This window comes from Pseudomonas sp. R4-34-07 (genome assembly GCF_003852375.1).
Taxonomy (GTDB): domain Bacteria; phylum Pseudomonadota; class Gammaproteobacteria; order Pseudomonadales; family Pseudomonadaceae; genus Aquipseudomonas.
Map to the genome: position 1 here is coordinate 2,906,379 of NZ_CP027760.1, position 26,122 is coordinate 2,932,500.

Genomic DNA, 26,122 nt, shown 5'->3' on the forward strand with positions numbered 1-26,122 from the left:
CAGGGCACGGCTTAGACTTTCTTCTTTGGTTTGTTGGTCTTTGGGGATAGCGAGGACGGGGATCGCAAATTTCCTGGTACTCGGAAAGTGACAAGGTGGCGCGTCACTTGGCTGCCATGGGGAACAAACGACTCATACCAGACGCACTCTTCAAGACTGGCAGGCGGATCGCTACGCTCCACGATTTCCAAAATCCCCAGGAATCCCAACTTCACGTTAGTGTTCTGATAAGCGCCAGCTTGGTTGCAATATTTCCGAGCAGCATCCTTGTCGAGATGGCCATGGTGGCGCTTCATTTCAATTATGAGCCGATGGGTACCGAAGCCGGCATAGATATCGGCTCTGCCCGTTGCGACTCCTTCAACCTCCGTTTTCAGGTCGCAGGAAGGAAAGTTACCGGCTAGCCATTGCCACAGGTCATTCTGTAGGTCGAACTCGGTAGCATCCGGATCACGCAAGTAATTTCCGCGGTCACCAAGTTCTTTGACTCCTGCATCTTGTCTGCTTTGGCAGAACAAGATGATTTGCAACATCATCTCGTCGAAATCTGCGCGAACCTCATTTTCGTAGTCAAGGCACTGAGTCAGTGCCGTGCCCATACCGCGAAGAAGCTTCTGGACGATGGGGTTTGCGATACGACGTTCTCGCCCAATTCGCGTACATAGCGCTTGCTCCAGAGCTTCCGCCGCTGCAACGGAAATTTCTGGAGGGAGCCTGTCATAGTTGAGTGCCCTTAGCAGCTGTGGATAAGGAGAGGCACCTGACGACTTTCCCGCGGGCACACTGCCGTCCTTCAGCTGGGTGATGCGTGCTCGCAGCAAGTTTGATGTGTCGGCGTGTACCTGCATCCAGCTGTTTTCACTGAGCAATTCGTCGAGATGTCCAAGGAGGCCACGTTCTCTAACAAAGCTGGCTTCTATTCTGGGCTGGAGTAGCCTGCCTAGACCGCCTTGGGTCTGGAATGAGCTGTCTGCGTCGTACACGATCAACAGCTGTTCCATTACTGACCAAGCTTTTAGCCAGCTTGGTTTCTGCAAATCCGAAGCCGCGCGCTGTGTGGCTATAACCAGTCTAGTCCACTGGATATCACGATCACTTCGAGTCTCTAACCAATCTGGGAGCTGGTAGCGATTGAGTTGCCGTGCTCGGTCGGAGACCGCTTTCGTTAGTCCCTGAAGGGAAGGGCGTAGTTCTAGTTCAGAAGCCTCACGCCAAAAGCCTCGAACCAAATCAATGGCGAAGCAGTACGCGGTCGCATCAGCGCGATCATCGTCAGTATGTTGAGCTCGCTTGAGCAATGTGTATGCAGTTTCCAACTCCAAAAGCACTTTGTCGATAGATTCAGCATCTAAGGCTAGTGACAGGTGGGCAAGTCCAAGCTCAAAAGAGGCTTCCCCTTCGGCTTCTGTCGTGTTGCGTAACCGATCTAGCGTGGCAAGTAACTCATCGTCACGCCATACATGGAAGGCAGCCCCAGTAAGCTTTGCTGCATGCGCCGCAAAAATTCCATCGGGATCGGAATCTAGACTAGCCATAATTCTCAAGGGCGAAAATTTGCTTATGACACCTGTCAATGCAAGTCGAAATAGCGCCTCTAGCGCGTAGGCAGCGAGAAGATTCTGCATTGGCTCGGAGCGGTTCTCTACCCGCAGTTCCAAAGCTTTCGTCAGTCGAGCAGATATCCTCTCTCGTAGAGAGGAGCTGCTGATAACAGTGTTAGCGGCGTCCCTAAATGAGCAGGCGTTGTCGGTTTCGGCGAATCCACGAAGCAGTAGTGCATCAAGCACCTCTGTATCCTGGAGTTCGGCTTCGCTTGCTAAGCAGGCAAATATATCCAGGTAAGGTGCTCTTGCCACAATGTCAGCTTCGGATTCAATGGCTCTTACACCTCCTAGAGAAGAAACGGTTATTGAAGTCCCCGATTCAAGATGATCCTCGATGAGGCTTAGGACTGATACGGTGGCGTGCCCCAAGTGACTACCAGACATAACCACCTTCCGGGGCGACACGACATCTCTCATCTCCCAGTGCACTGATAACAGAAGGAGCATTGGCGCTGGCGACCAGTATCTGCAATCCAGCGGTTTCATCTGCCACCTTGCGCAGCTCCTGCAGTAAGCTTGCGAGATCGCTTTCGCTGGTTTCCTCTGCGCCGGGCGAATCGATGATCAGTAGCCCCGGATGGCGACCAACTCCGCACTCTTGACCGATGCGCAGCAGTGCGATGGCTGTGGCGATACGCAGCCTCAGTCGTTCGCCAGGCGTTAATTTGCTGAATGACGTTTTTTGGCCACCCTTGATAACGCTCATCCGCGATTCTGAGCTGAGTTGAATGTGTTCCAAGCCTAACGCTCCGAAAGCATTTCCCAGTCGAAGGATTTCTTGGTTGAGTTTTTCAAGGAGATCTCCTTTGCTGGCATCGAAGGCTAACTTGGCTTCATCGTGTGCGATGCTGACCAGCACTATGTCTTCTGGAGGTTGATGCCCGACAGGTGGAGTGTTGTACTCCTGAAGTGCGCCTTCCAGACGTGCTATTACCAATTCCGCATCACGACGTTGTTGGAATGCGTTGCTTTTCGTAGCTGCGTCTAGCTCACCTTTTGCGCTCTTCAAATCTGTTTCGACTTTCTTGTGATTGAACTCCAGCTGTTTGAGCAACGACTTGGCATTGGTCAGGGCGTTGCTTGATAGAGCAAAGCGGTCATTAGCTTCCTCAATTGCATCGCTGGGATCATCCGAATCCAGCATGATGGGCTCGGAGCAAAGAGAGCAGCTCTGATCTTCACCTTCACGGCGGATCCGCTCCTTGGGAACGGCTGTCTCACAACGGGGGCAGCAGCTAGGTAACAGGCCATTGAAAAATGCTGTTGTGACCAGATTTTCTCGTAGGTTTCGTAGTGCACGCTCATCGGCGTCTGCGGTGCTCTGAAGGGCTGAAATTTCTATCGTCGCGTTTACGAGGCTTTGCTCAAGAGCAAGTGTCTGTGTGGATAGATCAGATATTTTGACGGAAAGTCTGTCCAGTGATTGCGCCGTGACCAACTCTGAACTGCTTGAATTAAGCACCTCACGCGCGATCTTTAGATCGGAGGCGATTCTTTCCCGTGACAGGCTTGTTCGGTCTGAAGTGGCAGCCGCGATGCGGCTTGCATGTTCGAGCTGTTGCTCCAGTTCTTTCTTCACGGTTGCCGCTTGCATGACGGTACTCGCCCATGGCAGGCCCACAAAAAGTTGGAGCATTCGTGCGGGAAGACCACCCATGACGACATCTCCCAACAGAACCTTGTGGTCACCGCCGAAATAGAGACCGCCGGAAAGAGCGGTCCATCCATGAGAGATGGTGATGCCGCCTTCATCATTCTTCTGTCTGGAGGGAATGGGGTCTAGATCGAAGGTGTTCATCATGAATCTGGACATCGCTGCAGCGAATCCCTCGTCGCTGCTGAACCGGTCGACCTCGTCGAATGCTCCATCCGGTCGGCACTTTATGAGTGCACCGTTTGGCTTCTTGTTAGTGACATCAAATTCTACGGCGTACTGCCGTTCATCCAGGTTGAAACTGACCCGAACCCAGTCTAACCAACTGCGCACGTCGTCCTGCAGGCCCTTAGGCTCGCCGCGCAAACACCAAAGAATAATTTCTAGTACGCTGGACTTACCAACCAGGTTGGATTTCCCTGTGTTTCCGTGACTAGTAACCGCCCAGACGCCGGAGGAAAGGTCCGACCAACTGAAGTCAATCGGATCGGTCAGCTTCCCTTGCTTTTTCCCCCGGAATTTGACACTAGTGATAGTCAGAGTTGGCGTCGGGCGAGTGGCCCTGTCTGCGGAGATGCCTCGTCGATGCAACGAGGCTTCGGCCTGGTCAACGGAGAGACCAGCACGGTTGGATACAGTTTCAAGCCAGCTCATGGTCATGCGGTTTGTCCCTGCATAATTTCGTTCAAGCGATTGCGAACACGATCCGTTATGGGCGCGATGATGTGCTTGAGTTCAGTGTCGGCGTACTCGGCTTGAAGGTACTGACGATCCTTCAGAGCTTTCCCCCCGGTATCGCCAGCAACTCTTGCAACGACCGTGGCTCGCTCCTTGTACCAAGAGATTTCTATAGCCTTTTCCGCCAAATCAGTCATCGCTTGCCGTCCCTGAGCGGTCAACAAATAGACATGTTCTCGAACATGCCCAGGGACACCCTGTCGGCGGATGCGTACGAGTCCTGCGGAACAGAGGATTGATAGCGCATTGTCCAGGGGTTCAAATGCGCCAAAGTGGTAGCGAATCATAGGTAGGCGGCGAAGATCCGGTTCCCGCGAGTCGAGTATATTTTGGGCGAGATCTAGCAGGGATTGTTCGTTTGTGCTCTCGAACTCGATGAGCAATTCGTTCGCAAGGTAGTCCGGATTGCGCATCCAGAAATCTAATGCTTGCAATCGTGATTGCGCGCGTAGAATTGCTACTACGTCAGCTCCCCAAGCGTCATTGGTGACATTGGTGGAGGCGGCATCAATACAGGCGAGAAGGCGTACCGCACTTTGGCGATCGCTTGCTACTGGGAGTAAGCTCAAAGTTTCACTTCCCTATGGTTTCTGCACCCTTTGAAAGGTGCCTTGATGTGTGACTGAGCATGAGATTCCTTGCCTATGCTGAAAGTGACATTAAGGCACATTAACATCATTGGGCCGCCACTTGCGACGAGGGATCTTGGCGGCCTTAGTCACACAATAGGGGGGAAGCGACACATTCGAGCGGTCGCCTAACTGAGACCAAGTCAGTGTAGCTTTGGAGTGGGCTTGGCGCTGCCGAAGAGTGAAAGGCTGCGTTTGGCCGAAAGCGCATAACGCCGTGGTACCGCGGAAATTTATAGCTCTGCGATTTTAAGGAAAGGATTGTCGGGTGGGATCGATTCGAAAAGCAGCTTCGATTCCTCAATCAGATACCCCTTTAAAATAGTTGTCCTTCTATGGCCTTGTACTTGACACGCCCAGATATTCAGGCCGTCGCCCCGCTTCCTGTGCACCTTCAGTTTTTCGAACTGCTTTTGCACCCAACGCCATGCTTCAATCTTCTGATCGGTCCCTTTAGAAATATCAGGAAACTCCTGCGTATAGCGTTGGAAGAGGCCTGGCGTAACCAGAAACACCGTGCCGCTCACCGTGTGAATTTTGGCATTGCTGTCATTGATGACCAGCTTGTGGCTAAGAATGCCTTCCTTGACCCAACTCAGGAATGCCTGGCCTGGGTTATCCGATTGAAGCGTTGAAGTCTCGACAGCGCTTTCTGACAGTGCGTCTCTGGCCTCAGGCTCTTTCAATTCGAACATGTCCAGCAGCGTGCCGAGGTAATCGGCATCCTCTATTGCCAAGGGATCCGGCTGCGGTTGACTTTGATCTAATCCTGCATCGACTGTGTGGGGGGCTGGTGTTGGTACCGGGGTGTCAGTTGAGTGGTCATGGGTTGTAATACTCACCGTTCCGTTGAAAGCCTCGGGCCGGTCTTCGCTCCCCCAAACCAAGGCGGGTTGAAGTCGCAGAAAGGTGAAATTCTGCTGCCAGTTGCCTTGCGCTACAAGCGCGGTCCAGATGGCTTTGCCTTCCGGCGTGGACTCAACCAATCCATGCGACTGCAGCTCGTCGAACACCGCGAGGTTGGACGAGGGAATGCCCTCAATCGAATGCGACCGCAGATAGGCTCGCAGCTTGTCCGTGACCGTCTTGCTGACCAGCCAGAGTGCGTCGTGGGTCAGCCATCCCGCGGCACCTGGCTGGTTGAGTTTCAGTTGGTGTTGAACAAGATGACGCAGTCCGCTGATCAAATGGTGTTGCAGCGAATGAGTCGGCGCTTGCAGCGCCTTGTTCGGGTTACCACCGATGTTCTGTGCGGTCGAAACACGGTCTGCCTGCATCACTAATTCGCCGAGCACGCCGGCACGTTCGTACTGGCCCGCTAGGACATATAGCAGGCTGGCCCACAGTGACGGAAATCCACTGAGCCAATCGAGGATCGGGCGGTCGAGAATCTGGGTGTAGAGCAGACCTGCGGCGGCGCCGTGCAGGTGGTAGTCACGACCTTTGAGGTAGCGAAAACGATACGGCTGATCCAAGGAACCCTGCCAAGGATGCCAAACATGGCCATCCTGGCGCTCTACCAACAGGTCCACGGCGATTTTGCCGATGTCATGGAGCAACGCGCCATAGGCGATGCCCGCGGACCAGGCATCGGTCTGGGCGGCTTGGTCTTCGGGCGCGGCGCCGGTGGGAAGCAGATATGACTGACGCAGTTTCAGGCTACAGGCGACCAATTCCAGTCCATGGTCAAGCATGCCGCCAAGATAAGCATGATGGTGCGTCTCGCTGGCCGGGAGTTGCTTGACCCGCAGTTCCGGATCTTCACTGTAGCCTCGGCCTAGAATTTCGTAGACGCCACGCACCCGTTGACGCAGCTCGCCGGCAGCCTTGCGATACTCGTAGTCGCCGTCAAGGAAGGCCTTGCACGCGGGTGTCAGGTAGGACTGCAAGCCATAGATGGCGAGGCGATAATCCTGCTCGCCATCCGAGGGCCAGCGGTTAAGTTGGCCAGATGTACAGAGCAAAGGCATACACATTCTCTGGGGGAACATCCCACCATTTGCGCGTGCTGCCCGAGCGCAGATCAGGGGGGACATGCACGGTCAGATCGGTCGGTGCTGAGCGCCAGCCATACCACAGTCCGGCGCTGAGCAGGGCGAGCATCACTATCGCCAGCCGCAGGCTGAGGATATGGGCCTGTTGGGCATCGACCTTGTTTCGAAATCGACTCATGGCTGCCACCGGAACAGGGCAGGGCGCAGTCGACGCGAACGGCGAACTGTCCAGGCGCCGGAGTGGAGAATCAAACTTCCACGTCCCAGGCGCCAATGGCTGGCGAGCATCCATTCGAGCTTGCGGTACAACCAGGTCTCCGGACGGGCCCGTTTGGCCCGACGCAGTAGTGTGCCCCCGATCAATAAGACCACTGTCATGCCTGCGATCATGCTGGTCGGTGCCACGGCAATCGAGGCGGTGGCGATCGCCAGAGGAATGCCCATCAGCAGGCCAATGACGGCGCCGGTGCCGAGTGCTACCCACATCTCGTCATCGGTTAAGCCGCGCAATACGGCGGGATCACGATTGAGTCGCTCTGGCAGAAAGACCAAAGTGCCGTCGGCAAGGCGTTCGATAGTGTCGTTCATGCCAACCTCACAGAATCGCGGCAGCTTTGGTGAGGAACCAGATGATGATCACCACCAACAGGGCGCCGATACCGACCACCGCGCCGAGGTCTTTCCAGGTCTTTCGCTGGTTTTGGACATCGGCGAATACGGTCAGCGAATGCCAGGCCACGCCGAGAAACGCGAGCAGGGCAATCAGTAGGCCGAGCAGAATGCCACCGTCGTAGGCGTAGTTTTTGATCGTCTCGATCAAGCCGGACCCTTCTCCACGTGAAGGCGCTTCCATGGTGGGGAGTTCGGCAAAAGCCAGGCTTGGACCGAGCACCAGCAGCAGACCGATCAAACGTTGGTTCACATGATCACGCAGGTTGTTTTTCAGAGGAGCAAGGCGCTTGAGCATAGCGGCGATCTCCTGGATTACGACAGGGTTAAGAACATCAGTACGAGCAGGGTGAGCAAGACGCGCACGGCGCTGCCGCCGAAGGCTCCAAAGCGCACACTGCCGGTGGCCCATCCCCGGTAGGCCGTCCACATCACCCAGGCACACCAAAGCAACGCCAGGACCAGAACCATGGAGATCCAAAGCGCCGAACTGCTCTGTGTCGAAAAGCCGGAGGCGTTTGGAAGGCAGCGGTCTGAGCGTCAGTCATGCTCATGGCGAAGGCTCCGAAGACGGAGTGTCAAGGCGGTAATCACCGACCATTTCACGGGGATCGCGAGGTTGAGCGCGAGAGGGGGACAAATAGCCCTGTACCCCTTGACGAATGCGTTGGATGTCTTGAGAAGGGCGGGGATAGTCGAAGCGATAGCGATCATCGGGTTCAGCCGTGCTGGCTGCCTCAGTGTTCGTTGCAAGGCGTTCGATGATGTTGAGCTGCTGCTGGACTAGGCTGAGTTGACCCTGCTCATAACCAGATGCGGCGTAGCTGTCGCCATCGACGATAGCCAGCAAGAGTAGTAAGCAGCGAAAGAGGGTAGTTGGCATGATGCGGGCCCATATGGGTCTGGAGGCAGAATCAAGCCAAAGGTGGAATTACTCCATAAGAAACCTGAGGTCTGGTGAGTCGCTTTTCTGGGGGCAGAACTGGAGATTAATTACATGGCACATGTCCCGACGTGAGTCTTAAAGAGGCGCGTCAGCGGGAGGGGGCGCTGGTCCTATCGAATTTACATGAACGAGTAGCCAATAATGTTGGCTGTGCTTCGAGGTTGCTGTGATTCAGATCAACTGCATCAAGGTAGTTGCCTGCAGTTGTTTACATTCATCGCGTATGATAAATTTGATTTAAACATTCATCCTGTATGTATATTCTCAAAGCTCGTCGGAATCTGCGATCTGCTTGCTATGTAGGAAGGAAAACCACCGCTCCCGCTATTAGCAGCGGTGTCAATAATTTTGCTGTCAGCCCGTATCGAGGGTGACAAATGTCTCGCGTCCTGGGTGAGGCTTGAATTTCATCTAAAGGGATTTAGCAATCATGAGTTCACCCCCAGTCGCTTCGCCTGCAACTTCCCCTCGACATCCATGGCTGGCAGTGGCCGCCATGGGCCTTGCTACATTTTCGGTCGTGACGACGGAAATGCTTCCGGTCGGTTTGCTAACAACCATTGCCGGCTCACTTGAAACGTCCACTGGAAACGCTGGTTTAATGATCTCGTTGCCGGCTTTGCTAGCGGCTTTTTTTGCACCGCTGGTGGTGATCGCAGCAGGCAATCTGGACCGGCGCTGGATTTTGTGCGGTTTGCTCGGCCTGTTGGTCATCGCCAACATTGCCTCGGCCCTGGCCCCAGGTATGGATTGGATGCTGATTGCGCGTGCGCTCGTCGGCTTCTGCATGGGAGGTATCTGGGCTGTCGCGGGTGGCTTGGCCGCTCGGCTGGTCCCGGCACACGCAGTGGGTCTGGCTACTTCCATTATCTTTGGTGGGGTCGCCGCGGCATCCGTGCTGGGTGTGCCACTCGGCGCGTTGATCGGCGATTTTGCCGGCTGGCGTTGGGCTTTCGGCTGCATGGCGATCTTCAGTGCAGGGGTACTGTTGATTCACCTCGTCGCCATTCCTGCCTTGCCTGTTCACCACTCAGTCACCTTACGCCAGTTCGCTGAACAGTTTGCCAACCGCAAGTTGCAAGCCGGTCTGGCACTGACCATCTTGCTGGTGGCCGGGCACTTCATGGCATTCACCTTTGTACGTCCGTTATTGTTATCGGTATCCGGGTTCGATGCTCAATGGATTGGCGCGCTTCTGTTCGCCTATGGTGTTGCGGGCATCATTGGCAACTTCCTGGCGGGCGTTATCGCAGCGCGTCGTACGGCACTTACCCTGGTCTTTATTTCGCTGGGGTTGTTGTTGGCGCCGTTGCTGTTCCTGACTATTGGAGACTCCCATATGGGGGGAGGCATAGTGCTGCTTGCATGGGGGCTGGCCTACGGTGGCGTATCGGTGGGCCTGATGACCTGGATGATGAAAGCGGCGCCTCATGCCGTGGAAGTCGCTACTGCGCTCTATGTAGGCGTATTCAATATTGGTATTTTTCTGGGGTCATGGGCGGGTGGTCAGGCGGTAGACAGATTTGGTCTGGCCACCAATCTCTGGTTGGCCGCAGGTTTGGTCACTCTGGCGCTGCTGCTGACGTTTGCGATCCGTTCAAATGGCAAAAAAGCGCAGGCTATTTGCTCATAGGCTGGGTCCAGAAGGGTTTTGGTCATCCGATTGAACATCTTTCCCCCCTCGTCTCATGCACCATTGCGATAGGGGAAGTGTGGCCCCACCGGCAAGTGGTCAATCACCTTTGATCAGTAACGATATGCATCGCTGGCAGGAGAAGGGCGGTATGCGGGTTATGGATTGCAATGCCTATATGGAAAAGAGAAAGAGATGAAGGGACGCACGTATTATGACGTATGAGGTTTTTGAGCTCGGTGACATCCAGTTGCAATCGGGTCGCCGTCTCCGCGAGGCGCGATTGGCTTACAAAACCTATGGCCGCCTTAGTGCGGCAAAGGATAACGTTATTGTCTATCCGACTTCCTTTGCAGCAACCCATGAAGATGCTGCCTGGTTGATCGGGCCAGGTCGCGCGCTGGATTCGCAAAAGTACTTCATTATCGTGCCAAACGCTTTCGGCAATGGCTTGTCCAGCTCGCCTAGCAACACAGCGGCGCCGCAGAACGGCAATCGCTTTCCACACGTTACGATCCACGACAATGTAGTCCAGCAACATCGCTTAGTTACCGAATTGTTCGGTATCCAGAAAATTCGGATGGCCACAGGCTGGTCTCTGGGAGGCACTCAAGCCTTCGAGTGGGCCTGTGCCTTCCCGGATATGGTGGAGCGGCTGTTCACCTTTCAGAGTGCGGCACGCACGTCACGTCATTTATATGTGTTTTTTGATAGCGTGCGCGCTGTGATCGAGCTGGATGCCGACTTCCGGGAGGGGTTTTACACACTGCCACCGCAACGCGGCTTACGCGTTGCCGCTCGTGTCTACGCTGCCCTCGGGTTGTCGCAGGCGTTCTTCCGCAACCGATTGGACGAGACAGCGCTTGGCTACGCATCCATTGAAGACTTTTTGATTGATTTTTGGGAAGGGTGGTTCCTCAAGCGAGACGCCAACGACATCATTGCGCAACTCTGGAGCGGACAGCACGCAGATATAAGCGCAAATGCCCGTTACCGGGGAGATATCAGTATGGCATTGGCTTCGATCAAGGCCGATACGGTGGTGATGCCTGCATCGAGCGATCTGTACTTCCCTGTCCGTGATGCCGAACATGAGGTCAGCCTAATACCGAAAGCCGAGGCGCGCATACTGGAATCCGTCTGGGGGCACGTCGCTGGTGAGGGCCTGAACGATGCGGATACCCGGGTGATTGAGCAGGCGATGATTGAACTTCTCGCACGCTCACGCAGCTGACGCCGCTTCACCGGGCACGGTGTGCTTGTTATCGCAGTACACGAAAGTGACAATAGATACAGACCGCATGTATAGCTGCGCCTATTCATGACTGCATGGTTGTCACAGCTCATGCCGCCTTCAGTGAGGAGATGACAGATGGTTCGCCGCACCCGCGCCGAGATGGAAGAAACCCGTGCCTTGTTAATAGCGAAAGCACGAGAAATATTCAGTGAGCGAGGTTATGCGGACACCTCGATGGATGAACTGACGGCTTTGGCGAGCCTGACCCGTGGCGCGCTCTACCATCACTTTGGTGACAAGAAAGGCTTGCTGTCAGCTGTCGTGGAGCAACTTGACGCGGAAATGGATCAGCGCCTGCAAGCTATTACCGATAATGCTGCAGATGCCTGGGATGGTTTTCGTCAGCGCTGCCGTGCCTATCTGGAAATGGCTTTGGAGCCACAGATTCAGCGGATTGTGTTGCGCGATGCCAGGGCTGTACTCGGCGGAACCTCACCGGATGCTCAACGTCATTGTGTGGAATCGATGCAGCAATTGATTCATCTCTTAATCCAGCAAGGCATCGTGGTGGATGTCAACCCTCAGGCGCTGGCCTTGCTCATCTATGGCAGCCTTGTCGAAGCCGCCTTCTGGATTGCGGATTCGAAAGATGGCGATAAGCGACTTGCGCATAGCGTGGTCGCGCTTGAGTTGCTGCTGGGTGGTATCCTGGTTAAACCAAAGGCTGGGATCCAGTAGGTCAATTCGTTGCCAGCAGCATGGGCACGCCCGTCATCGTTTGTTTAGCGGATCCAGATGCACATCGAGCTTCGGAATAAGAAACGAAAGCCACTCTATTGAGTGGCTTTTTTGTCTGCTGGTCGTCCCAAACAGTCTGTTTTAGCGTCCGAGACTCACGCGGAATACGCTTGCGTCAGCGAGTGTCCTCGCATCCGTCGGTATCCCCAGATAGCCATCAGCAGTACCGCCGCTCCGGCTGCCAGAGCAACGTTGAATCCATAGCGAGCCCCTTCCATGTCGACTAACTGGCCCGATGCCGCCGCACCCATTGCCACTCCAACATTCAAACCCGCCAGCAACCAAGTCATACCTTCAGTCAATTGTCGTTCCGGTACGATTCGCTCAACCAAAGACATCGCTACGATCATTGTGGGCGCGAAGAATAGCCCAGCCACCAATACCGCTGCGGACAGGCTGGCAATATTGCCGGCCATCAACAAGGGCAGTGTGGTGGCGGCAGTCGCTAGACCACCCAACAGCAAGAGTGTGTGGAGCGGTGTTTTCAGTTTCAGCGCACCGAACAACAGGCCAGCGGCGCACGATCCGATGGCATAACAGGACAACACGATACTCGCGGCTGCCGGGCTGCCCATTTGTTCAGCGAATGCGACACTGACGATATCGACCGTTCCAACGATGACGCCCATCGCGACCATCAGCAACGTCAATAGCCGAACGTCCGCCAAGCGAAAGATGGAGGCCGTTCTCGTATTCTTCTCTTCGGCGGACTCCACTGGCGGCTCGGTGGATACCTGGGCCGCCAAAGCAAGTGTGCCAATCGCCAGCATTACAACTGCCGCCAGCGGCCCGGCCTGGGGAAAGACGGCCACGCTCAAGCCAACGGAAATCGGCGGCCCTGCGATAAATGTCACTTCGTCCAGTACGGTTTCGAGGGAGTAGGCTGTTTGCAGGTGTGGCTTGCCTCTGTATATCGCCGTCCACCGGGCGCGCACCATCGCCGACATGCTTGGCATGAAGCCCGCTAATACAGCCGCCACGAACAACGTCCAATCAGGCGTGTGCCAGTAGGTGCAAGCAAGTAGTAGAAGCAGGCCCACCACACTGAGGCCAGCAGACAATGGCAGTACCCGGCGTTGACCATAACGATCCACCATTCTTGAAACCTGCGGTGACATCAGTGCATATGTCAGGACAAAGGTGGCAGAAACCGCGCCAGCCAGTGCATAGCTGCCGCGCAGCTGCGAAAGCATCGTGATAATGCCGATACCTGTCATCGGGAGCGGTAAACGGGCTAGCAGGCCTGCCAGGGAAAATGCCCTAGTGCCCGAGGCTTCAAACAGTATTCGGTACGGATTAGCCATGTTCGATACTCCTTATCGAGTGAGTACAGCGTGTGACGGTCGTTGAATCGGGAGTTTACATTCAATGCGTATCATTAAAATCGTATAATCATACGAAGTGAATGTAAATGATTGGTTGGGCTGCCGCACTTGCTCCACGATCCCTCGAACCTCTGCTCAAGGGCGCCCATAGCTGAAATCAGGCACATAGAGATGCGAATCCAGTGTGGGCAACGCCTGTTTACGGGGGAGGGCAAGCAGCGTGAGCAGGGTGTCGACGTGCACGGACCACAGGCCACAGAACAAGGTGCCGTTCTCGAACCGGTCGCTCACCCGGTCAGTGATGAGACGCAACGTAAAGATCCCCTCGTCATTCCAGGAAGCGAGTTCGGACTCAGTAAATTCCATGTCGGTATGGCACAGAGGAAACAGCGTCTTGAACAAGGTTTCCTTGGCTGAAAAACATAAATAGAAGAAGGTCAGCGCCTGTTCTCCACTCATTTTTTTGAACTGGTTCAGCTCGTTCGGAGAAAGGACGTAATTGGCCATTTGTTCAAGTTCTGCGTGTTCTACCATCGGTTCAGCGTCCAGACCAATGGCGAGATAACGCTCCGCATCGCCCGCACATGCCAGTGCGCACTCATGAGTGTGGGTGATCGAACCCTTGAAATCCTTTGGGAATTTCGGATAGCGATAGGGTTTGGCCATAGGTAGCCACACGCTATCGCCACCCAGTGCCTGAAGCGCCGCAGCCGAACAGATTCGGCCGGCTGCGAACTCCTTGCGCCTGGCTGTCATGGCGTACGCCGGCCATTCATCCGCCTGTGGCATATCGCTTTCGACGACGTCCTCGACCTGGAGTGAAAACAACGCCAAGCAAGGTAGCGCCGGGCAGTTGAACGGCCATACGCGCAGAGGTGAACTCATGGCGCGCAGACCATTGTTCTGTCTTCGGTCAGGCGCAGACGAGCATGGTAGAACCCTGGAGCGCCATACGTGACATCTGAGGATGAGTTAACCGCGCCGCCGTGGATGTCGGTAAACACCGAACACTGACTGATGAAATAGTTACCGCAGAAATTCACTGACAGCAGCGCGCCAATATGCGCAGAGACACACTTCATCGCTTTTTCAACATTTGCGTCAATGGCGTAGAGCCCGAGTCCCAGCACACCGAACTCCTGGCCGACGTAGCTGAGTTCACGGGCAACGGTCTTAAGGTCATCTTTGACAATAACAAAGGACACAGGACCTGCGACTTCGCTGGCGTAGTAGTCAAGGCTGCTTGAAAAACCAGGTTGTACGGCAATCACAGAGGGCGTCAATACCTGGGCATCCGCGAAATCAGGATCCTGCAGCAGCTCGCAATGGCGCAATACCTTGGCAAATCTGGAACCTTCACATTGTCGAATATCGGCGACGGTTTGTTTGCCGATGATCACACCGAGCAGATCACGTGGTGGTTGAAATCTTTGCAGCAATTGATCAATCCGAGCCACCAAGTCGCGCTGGAATACGTCAACCGTGATGATCTTGTCAGGTAACCGAATGCCGTCCTTGAGCACGTAGATGTTCTGCGGCGACGTGCACAACTGTGCAGAGTAAGAGCACAGACCGAATGCCAGATTCTCGATCATGCCGTCGTAGTTGTCTGTAGAGTGCACGAACACGGAGGTTTGGGCGCTTTGCTGGGTCATGACGCGGGCGTGCCATGCATGCTGACGCAGCCATTTGCCAAATTCTGATTTGCCCATGTAATCAATCAGCTTCACCGCACGGTGCTGCGCAGCCTTCCTGTAGTCAGCGTCGTTATCAGAGCAAAACAGGTTGATGATGTCTGCTGAAACACCCGCTTCGGCGCACACTGATTTAATCGCCTTTATGGTCAATGCCAGCGGCAGGATAGCTTCGGAGTGAGGGATGACAATGACAGGGCAACCCGCAGCCAATGAGGCGAAAACGCACGGGTATGCCCCCCAGGTGGGGGCGACCCGACCCGAATACACCAGAGAAAGGCCCGCAGGCTTTGGCTGGAAGTTGCGCAAAATACGCTGTGGTTGCGCGTCCCCTACAGTGAGTTCGGAGTCCAGCTGTTGGGTCAGCTCTGCCGTTATTTGACAAATACGGGCAACGGACTCAAGCGCTCGTGCCTGGGCGTGGATGGCGTTCGCATGAAAGCCCATGAAGAAACCATGGCCACTGGTATGCATACCCACCTGAGAGAACAGGAACGTGTCTGCATGAATTCTCGTGATTGCTTCGCACAGCAATGCACTACGAAGCTCAACACTCAGGTGCTCCCATTTGCTCATCGAACGATTGGCCTTTTTAACCAGGCTATCGAAGTCTTCGGCACGGTATGAAATGCCTAATGGAAACCCATAAGGCGACGTCTCCTTACCGACTCTCTTCTCCCCCAGGTCCGCTGAGCTGCGACGGTCGATCTGAAACTTGGAGTCGAGCAGGCGCTTGAACCTGATCTCGCCCTGTTCGATTTGAGCATGCTCGTAGTTCGTCAACTCATCGGAAAACGGGCTATAAGGCTGCCTGGATTTCACCGCGACAATCGCGCTATTCATCATTGACCGATGCTGATCACGCCACATCTTCAATCTGCGTATGTTCATGATGCCTGGCCGATCTTTTGAGCTGATCCAAAGTCCGTCCCGGTAGGCATCTGGGCCGCAAACATCGCATCGAGTTCTGCGGTTGTGGCTGACTTTGCCATGTCCACAAAACTTTGTGCATCATTGCCCACGCTGTATTGAGCCAGAGGCTGCGCAGTCGTCAGCACGTCAAGGATGACTTCAGCGAAGTCGGCTTCGCTGGTGGTGGCAGCGCGGGCCAGCGCTTCGCTCTGTTTGAGAAACTCGGTGAATGAGCGAGCGTATATTTGTCTCGCCTCGCCGATGACCTGATTCATGATTTCCTGGCCGGTTGCGAGAAACTTATCCCAGATAGGGGTGTAGATCGCGCCCGGCTGTACCACGCTGACCGTGACGCCAGAGTTGGCCAGTTCTCTACGGAGTGCATCAGTGAATGCCATTTTTGCAAACTGAGCGATGGAGTACGCACCCAGGTAGGGAACCGCAATGCTTCCCAGGCCGGACGTGATGTTGATGATGCGCCCGCGGTTTTCACGTAGCAGAGGCAGCATGGCCTGAGTGACCTGCAGTTGACCTATAACGTTCGTGTCAAGTTGTCGGCGCAGCTCCTGCGGGCTAAGCATCTCGAGTGGGCTGGGCACGCAAATGCCGGCGTTGTTGATCAGGCCCCACAGAGGGTAGACAGTGTTCTTTGCCGCGATTTTTTCTAATGCCTGCGCGACCGACGCCTCGTCGGTGATATCGAGTCTGACTTCCTCCACATTGGCTTGCCCGTTAAACACGCCGCGAATCTCCCTCGCGGCAGCGAAAACATGAAAGCCGTTGCGAGCAAGCATCAAGGCTGCCGCATGGCCCAGACCCGAAGAAGCACCGGTAACAAGTACGCTTTTCTTAGACATGACAATCCCTTATCTGGCTGAAATTTTCGTTGGGTGGCTTATTGGGTGTGTACTGCAAAATCGTCGAACAGCATTGACGCCTGCAGTCGTTCTCGCATGGTTTTTGCCGGCGCAAGCAGCATGCCAACGTCGCGTTTCAGTCGAGGAAGGAATTGGTCGTATTGCTCGACATCGCTCAGCGCTCTTGATGCGTCGACGATGGCTTTAGCCCGGGGTTGGCGGATCGACTCGTATCGTCGCAACGCCGCTTGATGGTCTGTCGACGTCGACAGGACATGCCCAAGCACGGCTGAGTCCTCTATGGACAAGCCTGCGCCCTGGCCCAGGCTTGTTAGCATTGGATGAGCTGCATCGCCGAGTAACGTTGCGCGCCCCTTGGACCACGTCGCTGGAAAGGACCTGTCTTTTGCATCGACCGTGATGATGGATTCGTTGGGTGTGGCGTGAATAATGTCGAAGACGATGGTTGGCCATCCCTCATAGACCTTGGCAACGTCTGCGCTTGTGCCGGACCAGCCAACAGCCTCCTGGTTCGACATATTGGCTGTTCCCCACCAGTAGACCCATCCACCTCCGATATCAATGATGCCAATCCGCTTGCCCTTGCCCCAGTAATGCACGACATAGCCAGGGGTTATTTGCGGATGATCATATTTGACCAGTGCGAGCCAGCAGATGTATCCAGCCTCTTGTACCTGGCTGGGTATCCCCATCGCATCGCGCACCGCGGAATAGTAGCCATCAGCGCCGACCAGGATGTCGCCTGAGGCCTTGGTCCCGTCTTCGAAGGTCACGTGTACAGCGTCATCAGTTTCGTCGTAGCTTGCAAATCGCTTTGCGTGGCTGATGTCTACCTCCCCCAGGTTGTCCAGCAAGGCGGTTTGCAGTTGCTGTCTGGAAATGCAGACGCTGGGAGAACCTTGTTCCTCGGCAATTTCCTGGAACGGAAGACGTTTGAGGAGAAATCCGGATTTATGACGGATCTCGAAGTTGCGAATTTCGGCTCCGTAGTGCTCCAGCCCAAGATCTATATCGAGCAACTTTTTCATTGCCGCGCTGGCGTTCGACATCACCGAGAGACCCGAACCGGTGGCTCTCATGCTGTCAGCCTTCTCGAAAAGACGCACTGACCATCCCACTTTTTTCAAGGCGGCTGCACACGATAAGCCGCCGATTCCGGTTCCGATAATGAGCGCAACAGGTTTAGTTTTCATGTTTTGACCCTGATCCATAGTTATTTGATTTCTTCAAGAATTGCCGTGACGAGCGCACCGACAAAAGGTTCTTCCATGATGGTCAAATGGTCACCGTCAACCTCAATCAGCTTGATCATCCCCGAGGTTTTGGCCGCCCAACCATTGAGTGGATCGTTGTATTCACTGCGGATGGTGTCGTGCATATCCCGAAGAATGGGGGGGAGCGGTTCAATTGCCCGGATCAGGGTGATATCCAGTTCCGCGCACTTCGCCTCGTAGTTGTATTGCGTCGCCGCTTCCCAGTTAGTGCGATACACCTCGAACAGCCGCTGCATGACGGCTTTGGTACTACCGGCCGGAATCGCCCCAATGGAGATTGCGTGATCGGTGATGAAGTCGAAGCGCTCCTGAAGCGTGGCGATATGATCAGGCACAATTTGGACGGGGAGCTCGGAGCCTCTCGACGTCCAGAGCAGTTCCCAAAAAAACCAACTCAGCAATGCGTCATCACTGGCTTTGCCTTGGGCCTGTGAGCTAAGTGCCATGGTGTCCAGAATCAGTACATTTGCGACGCGCTCGCCTGCCCGTATCAACTGCTGGGCTATCTCAAATGCAATGAACCCACCGTAGGACCAGCCACCGATGACGTACGGACCTTCGGGCTGGATTCGACGCATTGCTTCAATGTACAAACTTGCTTGTGCCTCGACAGACGGGATGGGCTCAGAGCCTGCATCGACCCCCGAGGCCTGCAGTGCATAGAGTGGCTGTTCGGCGGGTAAATGCGGAAGCATGCGCAGGTACGAGAGAATATTGCCGCCCATGGGGTGGACAAGAAACAACGGTGTGCGCTGCCCGGTTTCGCGTAGCGGCACCAGTGGGTCGAACGTGAATGCGCCACCGCCTTTTTGAATCAGCACGCTGAGTTTTTCCATGGTCGGTGCACTGACAAAGGAAGACAGGGGCACGTTGATTCCGTACAACTTCTCAACCAACACAACCAAGCGCATTGCTGTCAGCGACGTGGCCCCGCAATCGAAGATGCTCTGTTGGGGGTAGATTTTCGGAGTCTTCAGAAGCTCGGCTGCCAACTGGCATAGCTTCATTTCGTACTCGCCGCTTGGCTCCCGGTAATTCACAGCGTTACCCAGCTGGACGTTCAGCGTGCGCAGCGCAGCGTCATCCCTTTTGCCGCTTGGCGTGGTCGGCATCTGCGCGATCCAGGCCATGTGAGTTGGCAGCATGTACGTCGGCAATTCCTCGCTGAGGTAATGCCTGAGCTGGGACAACACCGCCTCGTCTTGCGACCCGCTTCCTGTCAGGTAAGCGACCAGGTAGGCGTCGTGCTCATCACGCGGCTTCGCGATCACCGCCACGTCAATGTGTTCGTTGCGGGTTTCAAAAAAGCTCAGGACTTTGAGTTCGATTTCCGACAGTTCAATTCTGTAGCCACGCACTTTGACCTGGTTGTCATTCCGACCAAGGCTGATAACGGCGCCGTCGGCGCATTTGATACCGACGTCACCGGTTCGATAAAACAATTTGCCGGGTACATGATCGTGACGGATGAATTTCTTATCTGTTTCTTCTGGGGCTTTGTAGTAACCAGACGCCAGTGCGTCTCCGTAAACGCAGATTTCTCCTGGTACGCCATCGGGAATAACGTTGGCAGCGTCGTCAAGAATGAGGATGCCAACTCCGTCAATCTCGCTACCGATAGGAGGTAATGCCGGGAAGTAATCAGGGTTACCGCTCATGCTGTAGCGGGTTACCACATGGGTTTCGGTTGGGCCGTATTGATTTTCCAGAATCCCCCCGCGCAGATGCCTCATCAGTGCGCGAATCTCCTGGGTGACCCGCAATTGCTCGCCTGACGAGCCGACAACGCGCAGGCTGCCAGGAAACAGATCAAGGGCGACAGCCGCTTCCGCGAGTTGCTGCAGGGCGATGTAAGGCATGAATACGCGTTCCACGCACTTGCGATCCATAAACCTGAGCAGGGCCGAGGGATCACGGCGTTCCTCTTCGCTGATCAGGTGCAGCGTCGAACCCGCGCTTAGCGTTGAGAAAATTTCCTGGAACGAAACGTCAAAACTGAGCGGCGCGTACTGGAGTGTCGAGCCAACGGCGCCACTTGCCGATTTGTTCTGCCAGCCGACCAGATTCGCCAGTCCTCTATGGGGCATTGCGACCCCTTTAGGTGTGCCTGTAGAGCCTGACGTGAACAGAATGTAGGCGTTGTCGGTCGACTCAATCGCGACGTCTGAACAGCCGGCCTCGACCGTTTGTAAAAGGTCATTGGTGAGATCCAGGCGCACAGTACTGTCAGGTAGTTCGTTAACGCACAACCGGGTGACGACTACTTTTGGCGCTGCGATTTTCAGGATCAGTTCAATGCGTGCGGCGGGATAAGACACGTCGATGGGTAGGCAGATGGCCCCTGATCGCAGGGTTGCCAAGGCTGTGGCGATCTGTTCGAACGAGCGTGGCAATGCCAGGCCGACAACGTCCTGGCGCTGTACGCCTTTACTGCTGAGCAGAGACGCAATTCTGCCGGCGGTGTCCCAGAGTTGTGCGTAGGTCCACTGGGCATCTTCATAGGTAACTGCAACGGCCTGTTGCTGATGACGCACGGCCTGAAGGATCTGCGCAGGCACGGGAACGAATGCGTCCCTGGCCGGGCCCGAGGCGAGATAACCGGATTGCGCAATCGGCGACCTGAAGAGCGCTTCTGCATGGGGTTGAAAGGCCAGGCGTTTCAGCGCGTCATTGAAAAGCCGCGCAAAGACTTCACCTTGCTCGCGTGCATAGATTGCTCCATCCATATCCACACGGATAGCGACCTCGGCTCCCGAGAACTCGCGCATGACGTTCACAAGGAGGGCAAAACTGGTCTCTTCCTGCGGATCGAAGGCTGCGATCTCGATGCCGGTTTGTGCGGCGACTTCCTCCAGTACATGGAAGTGGATGTAGTTGAATGCTGTGCTTATGGATACGCCTGCATTGTCTGTCTGAATTTCACTCAACGGGAATCGACGATGACGGTGGCTCGCCTTCTCGTGTCTGAAGATTGACTCAACCAGTTGTTGAGCGCTGACTTCGGCCAGGTTGACTCGCAACGGCAATGTGTTCAGAAACAATCCGAGAAGGTGTTCTGCGTGCCGGATCTCTGGGCGTGCGTGGGTCACAACACCTGTTAGCACGTCTCTCGTATTGCTCATTGACGCTATCGCCGAGCAATGGGCGGCCAGGTAGAACGTCTTGATGGGCAGATGAGAGCGTTTTGCCAGTTGCACCAATGCGTCATCAAGGGCGGGTTCAACAAAAAATCGGTACGAGAACATCCCGCTGTCCGCGCGCTCAAGGTGCGCCGCGAGTCCAATCGGCAGGGTGTTGGTAGCGCCTTCCAGATGGCCCTTCCAGTAGGCTCGATGCTCGCTACTATTTATTGCAGCGAGTTCGTCCTGAACAAACAGCGATGGGCTCGGTAAATCGTGGGTGGGATAACCCAGGCCTTCATCATTACCCCTCGCATAACAGAGGAGCAGTTCGCGAATCAGGTTCGCGACGCTACCTCCGTCAAGGATTGCATGATGGAAGCTGAGCACCAGGTCCAGAGGAGCGCCTGATTCGTTAATGAAAACGGCTACGTTGAACAGTGGCCCTGTGGCAAACGAATAGTTGTGTGCGGACCACGCCTGCATATGCTTGGCTATTTCCTGCTCATAGACGTTTGCCAGCGGCGTATTGATGGCCAGAACCTCGTCTACCGACAGGTCCTTGTGAATAAGCTGAAGCGGGGTGGAGTATTCGCCGATGTTGAACGTTGTACGCAATGCCGGGTGGCGCTGGATTAAACCTTGCAGGGCTTCGCGGAACTTCTGTTCAGACCAGTCCATTTTCAGGGTGTAACGGAAAACGTCTTTGTAGACCCGGCTTTGTTCTTGCTCTCGGCTATGGAAGAGGAGCCCCAGTTGCAGTTGTGAAATCGGATAGGCGTCTACGGCCAATTCTGCAAGGCGCTTGCGCTCATTGTCAGTCACCAGCTCAAATGCACTCAGTGCCGCCTTGGGCAGGGCCACGTTGTCTGCGGTAAGTTCCAGGAAGCGCCCCAGTTCTCGAACCGTGGTGTGGTCACTTAGATCGGACAAGTTGGCGTCATATCCGTGCTTCTCTAATTCCGAGCGCACCTTCAGCATCAGGATTGAGTCGCCCCCGATGGAGTAGAAATCGTCCTCTGCAATAATGTCCCGCTGACCGAGAATGCCACCCCAGATATCGCTGACCAGGCGCTCTGTCACACTCAACTCTGCTTTTGGTGCGGTAGTTTGAGTGGTATTGGCCATCGCTAATGCTTGGCCCCGGTCGAACTTTCCATTGGGGGTGAGTGGGATATGGTCAAGGGCTACGAACCGGGAAGGAAGCATGAACGCCGGGAGCGCGTTAGCCATTTGCTCACGCAATGAGCGCTCGGTTTGTGGAGTGCGACTGACGAACAGTGCCACCAAATGGTTGCCTCGCTTATCGTCCTGCTCAACGACGACTTCGGCATTCAAAATGTTTGGCAGATTGAGCAGCGTATTCTTGATTTCGCCCAATTCAATACGGTTTCCGCGGATCTTTACCTGGCCGTCCATTCTTCCCATATACAGGATAGAACCGTCGTTTGCCCACGCGGCGAGATCTCCGGTTCGGTACCAGCGACGCCCATCCTCCGGATCGGTAATGAAGCGTTCCGCCGTTAGTTCCGGGCGATTCAAGTAGCCTCTTGCCAGCTGAACGCCGCCGATTTGCAGTTCTCCAGGTACGTTGACGAGTTGCCTGACACCATGTTGGGAGACGATACGTATTGACGTGTTGTTGATGGGGTAACCAATCGGCACCTCATCAATGTCCGAGTGGCCCAGCAGGTCCAGTTCATACCAGGTGACATCTACGGTCGCCTCGGTCGGACCATATAAGTTGATCAACCTGGGCGGCTGGGTATCGCCAGTGAACAGTTTGCGGAATTTATTCACGACGGCAGGGGAGAGCGCTTCGCCGCTGGTAAACAGGCAGTGCAGGCTCTGTACGCTGAGCAGTTGTTCTCGATCGTCTGCCAGCGCCTGGATGTAGGGTTCAAACATCGAAGGAACGAAATGGGCCACCGTGACGTTGTGATCGCTGATGGCTTTAATCAGCGCGCGAGGATCTCGCTGAGCCCCTTGCTCCAACAGGGCCACCGACGCCCCCGTCATACTCCACCAAAAAAGCTCCCACACCGAAACATCGAACGAGATAGGGGTTTTTTGCAGGATCACATCGTTACTGGCGAGCGGATGAATCTCTTGCATCCATTCCAGGCGATTGATAACCGAGTGATGTTCAATCACGACGCCTTTCGGTCTGCCGGTCGAACCCGACGTATAGATGATATAGGCGGGATCCTGAGGGCGAGCCTTGCTGACATAATCGACTTCGCGCGCCAGTTCCAAGGGGAGTACGTCGAGGTCGAACCTGCGCGGATCATCACTGCTCATGACTTGAGGCAGGTTGGTGATCACCCGTTTCGCGTTGCTGTCCTCAAGCATGTACTGAATACGGTCTGCGGGATATTCGCTGTCGATTGGCAGGTAAGCCGCACCCGTTTTCAGTACGGCGAAGATCGCTGCCATCAGCTGTGGCGACCTGACCATTGATACCGCAACGACGTCACCCGGGCCTACGCCGTGGTTTTCCAGTTCTGTGGCGATCGCCGAGGACCAATTGTCCAATTCGGCATAGGTGAAGGTTGCATGGTCGTGGTCACGCAACGCTATGTTGTAGGGGGTTCGTGCTGTCTGCGCTCGAAAAAGCGATATGACGGTGTCTTTTTCACTGTAAGACTTGGTGGGGCCTTCTTCGAAGGCCCGGAGTGTTTCAGCCTGCTCATAAGTCAGCAGGCTGACCTGGTCCAACGGCTTGTCCAGTTGGGGCAGGAAGCCATCCACCAACTGAAGGAACGCGTCGAGAAATACTGATGCGTGGCACTCTGAATCGAACGCCGCACTATTGAGGCAAATTTCCCCACATACGTCGGCGTTTTTTCCGTAGGTATGCAAGTGAATGGCCACCGCGTCTTGTGCATGAACGTGGGCGATGCTTCTGTGAGTCGACGACGGCACACCTTCATCTGGCTGCGGATAGCGTAGGTATGAAACAGTCGCATCGAACAGTTGTCGATTGTGGCCAGAACGCGCGATTTCAGAGACCAGTTGCCCAAAGGGAATGGACTCTCTTTCCTTGATAAAGCTGACCTGTCGCTTGAGTGAAACCGCCACGTCTCGAAGCGTGTGAGCGTGGCTGACTTGAACGCCGACGGGAAGCGTGTTGGCTCTTTGGGTGACTGCGGTGATGTCAACTTCGCCTCGATTGAGGAAGGGCACCCCAAGCAAAAAATGCTCGCTGCCATATTGGCATGACAGCAACACTGCCAATGAGGCGGAAACGGTCATGAAGGGTGTCATGCCCATATCCAAGGCGCGCTGCACGTCTTCAGCCGAGATCGTGAATGTACGACGATAGCGTGGGGACGAGGAGAGCTTCGCACCGGACTTCGAAAAAAGTACGGGGTTCACTTCGTTGACTGTGCTTGCTACTTCAAGGGTTGCCTGATGAAGCGCTGCACTGTGCAGGGAGGGAGTCTTCGCCGCGTGGTGCTCAACGTAATCGTGAAGGCTCGATTGAGGTAGTGCTTCCCTTCCTTCGAAAACGTTCAGGATCTTTCTGGACAGCACGTCCAATGCCCAGCTGTCGACCACGATGTGATGGGCTCGAATCATGAGCATCACTGAGGTGCCGACCTGTCCGATAGCGGTCTCTATCAGTGGAGCGCAGGAGAGATTCCATGAGTGGCGGGACCATTCTTCGTAAAAAGCAGCCGAGCCGGATTCATCGGTGAACTCAAATAGTTCTGCGACGATCTTGCACGACGTGTGACGTACGGTCGGATGGCCGTCGTTGTCATGGTACGTCTTGAAACAAGCGGCTTCAGCGCGCAAAACGTTTTCAGCGACGAGTTTCAATCGCTCTACGTCGACCGAATCTGGCAGGCAAACGCATAGGGCCACAGTGAACTGGTGGCTATGAGGTGCTTTTTGCGATTCAAACCAGATATCACGCTCAAACGGGTTCAGCTGCTGAGCTGCGTGCGAGGCGGATTGTTTTGCATCGACGGCACTGTTCATCGCGATCTAACTCCCTTTAGATGATTTACGCGGCGGTAAGCGGAGACACAGCTGACCTGGTTGTCAGATTTGTCTTACGTCCACTTAGGCCAAATGAGAATGCGGGTGAATAATGTCGTTGACTGACAAAATAAGTCAATAGGCATATTTCTTGATGTGAATTTTATTAAAATTGCGCAATTGTCATTTGATGGTAATAATGTTTGATCGAGTACCGTGAGTTGACCTAATCGAGGAAACAGACGCGTGGCGGAAAAAGAAGAGGTAGGCAGGCGTGAGCGCAAGAAGCTCATGTTGCGCGACGCCCTAATTTCAGCGGCTTATAAGCTATTCGCTGAGAAGGGATTTGATGAAACGCGAGTTGAGGACATCACCGAAGAAGTGGATGTCTCCGCTCGGACATTTTTTCGATATTTCTCCTGCAAGGAGGATGTCGTTCTGGATTATCAAGAGGCGGAGCATCAGGAATTTATCGCTGCGCTTGGTGAGCGTCCACCCCACGAACCTGTTGTGACGGCCTTGAGGCACGCTGCCGTGGAGGTGGTCAGGAGCTGTGAGAAAGGGTCCTATGGTTTTGACGCGGATCGTTTCATGACGCTTCAGGAATTGCTGAGAAGTCATCCTCTGATTCGTGCAAAAACTCTGCAGAACGGGGTAAGTCGTCGAGATTCCATTGTTGCCCTTATCGCGGGGAGAATGGGGGTGGACGCAGAGAATGACATTCGTCCAAGCGTCGTCGCATGGGCGTTGGATTACGCCCACACTGCGGCCCATGACCTTTGGAAAAAAAGAGCCTCCCCTGCGCTCTATTCGGACGTGCTTGATGAGATTTTTGTCATCGTTGAGGAGGGGTTCAACTTTCCCGCTCTTCAAGCCAAGTGATCTGTCCTGTTCATGGTTTGCCGACGTTAAGATGTGACTTGGCCAAACGCTTACGCCCAGTACTCACCTTTTTCTGCTGCTCCACCCTTGCAAACACATCGCAAAGTAACGCCGGTAGACAGGGCAGGTTACTCGAAACAATATATGTG

Annotated in this window: 16 protein-coding genes and 3 pseudogenes; 4 read left to right on the plus strand and 15 right to left on the minus strand. The window is 54.8% G+C overall.

All coding sequences use genetic code 11. The features are described 5' to 3' along the window. Positions 1 to 11 precede the first annotated feature (11 nt). The 9 genes and pseudogenes from C4J85_RS13265 to C4J85_RS13300 form a co-directional block, all read right to left on the minus strand. Entirely contained in the window at positions 12 to 1,988 is a 1,977-nt protein-coding gene (locus C4J85_RS13265) for a hypothetical protein (protein WP_124409838.1), read from the minus strand. After that, on the minus strand, positions 1,978 to 3,918 hold the full coding sequence (locus C4J85_RS13270; RefSeq protein WP_124409839.1) for a hypothetical protein: 1,941 nt from the start codon (positions 3,916 to 3,918) through the stop codon (positions 1,978 to 1,980). The genes C4J85_RS13265 and C4J85_RS13270 overlap by 11 nt, the downstream gene beginning before the upstream one ends. Next, entirely contained in the window at positions 3,915 to 4,565 is a 651-nt protein-coding gene (locus C4J85_RS13275; RefSeq protein ID WP_124409840.1) for a hypothetical protein, read from the minus strand. The genes C4J85_RS13270 and C4J85_RS13275 overlap by 4 nt, the downstream gene beginning before the upstream one ends. A 293-nt stretch (positions 4,566 to 4,858) precedes the next feature. Further along, a pseudogene (mobH, locus tag C4J85_RS13280) lies at positions 4,859 to 6,373 on the minus strand (MobH family relaxase); the annotation flags it as partial. Then, a pseudogene (locus C4J85_RS27565) lies at positions 6,359 to 6,797 on the minus strand (PFL_4703 family integrating conjugative element protein); the annotation flags it as partial. The pseudogenes C4J85_RS27565 and mobH, both read right to left, overlap by 15 nt. Continuing rightward, positions 6,794 to 7,207 carry a TIGR03750 family conjugal transfer protein gene (locus tag C4J85_RS13285; protein WP_124409841.1) on the minus strand — a complete coding sequence of 138 codons (414 nt, stop codon included), beginning with the start codon at positions 7,205 to 7,207 and terminating at the stop codon, positions 6,794 to 6,796. The pseudogene C4J85_RS27565 and the gene C4J85_RS13285, both read right to left, overlap by 4 nt. 7 nt (positions 7,208 to 7,214) lie before the next feature. After that, a complete protein-coding gene (locus C4J85_RS13290) occupies positions 7,215 to 7,586 on the minus strand; it encodes a TIGR03745 family integrating conjugative element membrane protein (RefSeq protein ID WP_124409842.1) in 372 nt (123 codons plus the stop codon). Positions 7,587 to 7,603: 17 nt separating this feature from the next. Beyond that, a pseudogene (locus C4J85_RS13295) lies at positions 7,604 to 7,842 on the minus strand (TIGR03758 family integrating conjugative element protein). Further along, positions 7,839 to 8,171, minus strand: coding sequence for an RAQPRD family integrative conjugative element protein (locus C4J85_RS13300; RefSeq protein ID WP_124409843.1), 333 nt, complete (start codon positions 8,169 to 8,171; stop codon positions 7,839 to 7,841). The pseudogene C4J85_RS13295 and the gene C4J85_RS13300 overlap by 4 nt, the downstream one beginning before the upstream one ends. 559 nt (positions 8,172 to 8,730) lie before the next feature. Between C4J85_RS13300 and C4J85_RS13305 the strand changes: the two genes are divergently transcribed. The 3 genes from C4J85_RS13305 (at position 8,731) to C4J85_RS13315 (ending at position 11,842) form a co-directional block, all read left to right on the plus strand. After that, positions 8,731 to 9,867 carry an MFS transporter gene (locus tag C4J85_RS13305; protein WP_256657913.1) on the plus strand — a complete coding sequence of 379 codons (1,137 nt, stop codon included), beginning with the start codon at positions 8,731 to 8,733 and terminating at the stop codon, positions 9,865 to 9,867. Positions 9,868 to 10,081: 214 nt separating this feature from the next. After that, positions 10,082 to 11,101: an alpha/beta fold hydrolase gene (locus tag C4J85_RS13310; RefSeq protein ID WP_218567709.1), complete on the plus strand. Its 1,020-nt coding sequence runs from the start codon at positions 10,082 to 10,084 to the stop codon at positions 11,099 to 11,101. Positions 11,102 to 11,239: 138 nt separating this feature from the next. Further along, on the plus strand, positions 11,240 to 11,842 hold the full coding sequence (locus C4J85_RS13315; protein WP_124409846.1) for a TetR/AcrR family transcriptional regulator: 603 nt from the start codon (positions 11,240 to 11,242) through the stop codon (positions 11,840 to 11,842). Between the two features lie 155 nt (positions 11,843 to 11,997). Here the strand turns inward: C4J85_RS13315 and C4J85_RS13320 are convergent, their stop codons facing one another. The 6 genes from C4J85_RS13320 to C4J85_RS13345 all read right to left on the minus strand — a co-directional run bounded on the left by C4J85_RS13320 (position 11,998) and on the right by C4J85_RS13345 (position 25,091). Further along, entirely contained in the window at positions 11,998 to 13,206 is a 1,209-nt protein-coding gene (locus C4J85_RS13320) for an MFS transporter (RefSeq protein WP_124409847.1), read from the minus strand. Positions 13,207 to 13,362: 156 nt separating this feature from the next. Next, complete coding sequence (locus tag C4J85_RS13325; RefSeq protein WP_124409848.1) at positions 13,363 to 14,112, minus strand: 4'-phosphopantetheinyl transferase; 750 nt, start codon at positions 14,110 to 14,112, stop codon at positions 13,363 to 13,365. Continuing rightward, positions 14,109 to 15,812, minus strand: coding sequence for an aldehyde dehydrogenase family protein (locus tag C4J85_RS13330; protein WP_124409849.1), 1,704 nt, complete (start codon positions 15,810 to 15,812; stop codon positions 14,109 to 14,111). The genes C4J85_RS13325 and C4J85_RS13330 overlap by 4 nt, the downstream gene beginning before the upstream one ends. After that, on the minus strand, positions 15,809 to 16,690 hold the full coding sequence (locus C4J85_RS13335; protein WP_124409850.1) for an SDR family NAD(P)-dependent oxidoreductase: 882 nt from the start codon (positions 16,688 to 16,690) through the stop codon (positions 15,809 to 15,811). The genes C4J85_RS13330 and C4J85_RS13335 overlap by 4 nt, the downstream gene beginning before the upstream one ends. A 38-nt stretch (positions 16,691 to 16,728) precedes the next feature. Next, a complete protein-coding gene (locus tag C4J85_RS13340) occupies positions 16,729 to 17,904 on the minus strand; it encodes an FAD-dependent monooxygenase (RefSeq protein WP_124409851.1) in 1,176 nt (391 codons plus the stop codon). A gap of 20 nt (positions 17,905 to 17,924) precedes the next feature. Then, a complete protein-coding gene (locus tag C4J85_RS13345; protein ID WP_124409852.1) occupies positions 17,925 to 25,091 on the minus strand; it encodes a non-ribosomal peptide synthetase in 7,167 nt (2,388 codons plus the stop codon). Positions 25,092 to 25,337: 246 nt separating this feature from the next. On the opposite strand from C4J85_RS13345, the gene C4J85_RS13350 reads away from it, so the two are divergent. Further along, a complete protein-coding gene (locus tag C4J85_RS13350; protein ID WP_124409853.1) occupies positions 25,338 to 25,973 on the plus strand; it encodes a TetR family transcriptional regulator in 636 nt (211 codons plus the stop codon). Positions 25,974 to 26,122: the final 149 nt, after the last annotated feature.

Excerpts from the sequence above, each read along its gene's own strand:
- C4J85_RS13265 (WP_124409838.1), bottom strand. The coding sequence starts at position 1,988 with ATGTCTGGTAGTCACTTGGGGCACGCCACCGTATCAGTCCTAAGCCTC.
- C4J85_RS13270 (WP_124409839.1), bottom strand. The coding sequence starts at position 3,918 with ATGACCATGAGCTGGCTTGAAACTGTATCCAACCGTGCTGGTCTCTCC.
- C4J85_RS13285 (WP_124409841.1), bottom strand. The coding sequence starts at position 7,207 with ATGAACGACACTATCGAACGCCTTGCCGACGGCACTTTGGTCTTTCTG.
- C4J85_RS13290 (WP_124409842.1), bottom strand. The coding sequence starts at position 7,586 with ATGCTCAAGCGCCTTGCTCCTCTGAAAAACAACCTGCGTGATCATGTG.
- C4J85_RS13300 (WP_124409843.1), bottom strand. The coding sequence starts at position 8,171 with ATGCCAACTACCCTCTTTCGCTGCTTACTACTCTTGCTGGCTATCGTC.
- C4J85_RS13305 (WP_256657913.1), top strand. The coding sequence starts at position 8,731 with ATGGGCCTTGCTACATTTTCGGTCGTGACGACGGAAATGCTTCCGGTC.
- C4J85_RS13310 (WP_218567709.1), top strand. The coding sequence starts at position 10,082 with ATGACGTATGAGGTTTTTGAGCTCGGTGACATCCAGTTGCAATCGGGT.
- C4J85_RS13315 (WP_124409846.1), top strand. The coding sequence starts at position 11,240 with ATGGTTCGCCGCACCCGCGCCGAGATGGAAGAAACCCGTGCCTTGTTA.
- C4J85_RS13320 (WP_124409847.1), bottom strand. The coding sequence starts at position 13,206 with ATGGCTAATCCGTACCGAATACTGTTTGAAGCCTCGGGCACTAGGGCA.
- C4J85_RS13325 (WP_124409848.1), bottom strand. The coding sequence starts at position 14,112 with ATGAGTTCACCTCTGCGCGTATGGCCGTTCAACTGCCCGGCGCTACCT.
- C4J85_RS13330 (WP_124409849.1), bottom strand. The coding sequence starts at position 15,812 with ATGAACATACGCAGATTGAAGATGTGGCGTGATCAGCATCGGTCAATG.
- C4J85_RS13335 (WP_124409850.1), bottom strand. The coding sequence starts at position 16,690 with ATGTCTAAGAAAAGCGTACTTGTTACCGGTGCTTCTTCGGGTCTGGGC.
- C4J85_RS13340 (WP_124409851.1), bottom strand. The coding sequence starts at position 17,904 with ATGAAAACTAAACCTGTTGCGCTCATTATCGGAACCGGAATCGGCGGC.
- C4J85_RS13345 (WP_124409852.1), bottom strand. The coding sequence starts at position 25,091 with ATGAACAGTGCCGTCGATGCAAAACAATCCGCCTCGCACGCAGCTCAG.